This window comes from Hydrotalea flava (assembly GCF_001623405.1).
Taxonomy (GTDB): Bacteria; Bacteroidota; Bacteroidia; order Chitinophagales; family Chitinophagaceae; genus Hydrotalea; species Hydrotalea flava.
Genome location: NZ_LUHG01000060.1, coordinates 1 through 817 on the forward strand (window position 1 = coordinate 1; position 817 = coordinate 817).

Sequence of the window (817 nt, forward strand, 5' to 3'; positions counted from 1 at the left end):
GGCCCGCACGCAGTACGGAGCAGGCGGTGATGGATGTGAGCCAGTTCAGTGGTAAAACGGTAGAAACCTGGATCGGATTTATTTCCGCCGATGGTAAAGAAATTGCCAACAGCCTGTATACCGGGCAGGTAGCCGTATTGTAAAACCCAACCGTACCCTGCTAAAGTAACCCGGCAATAAGCCCCACCCCATTACTGCTTTTTAGGCCGTAAACCCCAGCAGGGTATTGTTTTAAAACCTTATACCATGTTATTACTCTTATTCCGAACGTATCACAAAGAAGGCACCAATGGCGAATTGTGGCGGGAGAAACAACTGCTCTGCCATACTATTGAGTTGCCATGGCAGCATAACCTGCCCCATATTTCCTGTATACCCGAGGGCATGTATACAATTGTACCCCGGGAAAATGAACGGTTGGGAAAACATATTGCCGTATTGGATGTACCGGGCCGAAAAGGTATCCTTCTTCATCCCGCCAATGATGCCCGCCGTGAATTGCAGGGCTGTTTGGCACCGGTAAAAAGCCATACCGGACCCGGCAGGGGCATTTTATCGCGACAAGCGATGACCGATTTACTCGATTATCTGCAACCCGCTTTTGAGCAGGACGAAAAGGTACAGTTACTGATACTGAATGTAAGCGATCAGTTAAAAACCTTGGCCCGACCGGGTCAGATGTAAACCCAATTGTAACATGTAAACAACAGCAATTATGCAACAAATATGGCAAAGGGCCACAGCACCCACCCCTGTTTTTTTTAAGCGCCTACGCAGTGTGGCGCTGGTAGTAACTGCCGTGGCTACGGCTTTATAA

At 48.7% G+C, this 817-nt stretch carries 2 protein-coding genes; both read left to right on the top strand.

What is annotated here, in order from left to right; all coding sequences use genetic code 11:
* Positions 1–143 (top strand): DUF6266 family protein (locus A0F92_RS16045; protein ID WP_394330967.1); only part of this gene is annotated, 143 nt, incomplete at its 5' end.
* Between the two features lie 103 nt (positions 144–246).
* Entirely contained in the window at positions 247–684 is a 438-nt protein-coding gene (locus A0F92_RS06610) for a DUF5675 family protein (RefSeq protein ID WP_068243204.1), read from the top strand.
* Positions 685–817 lie beyond the last annotated feature (133 nt).

What these genes read in the sequence shown, in the direction of transcription:
- A0F92_RS06610 (WP_068243204.1), top strand. Translation starts at nt 247, where the DNA reads ATGTTATTACTCTTATTCCGAACGTATCACAAAGAAGGCACCAATGGC.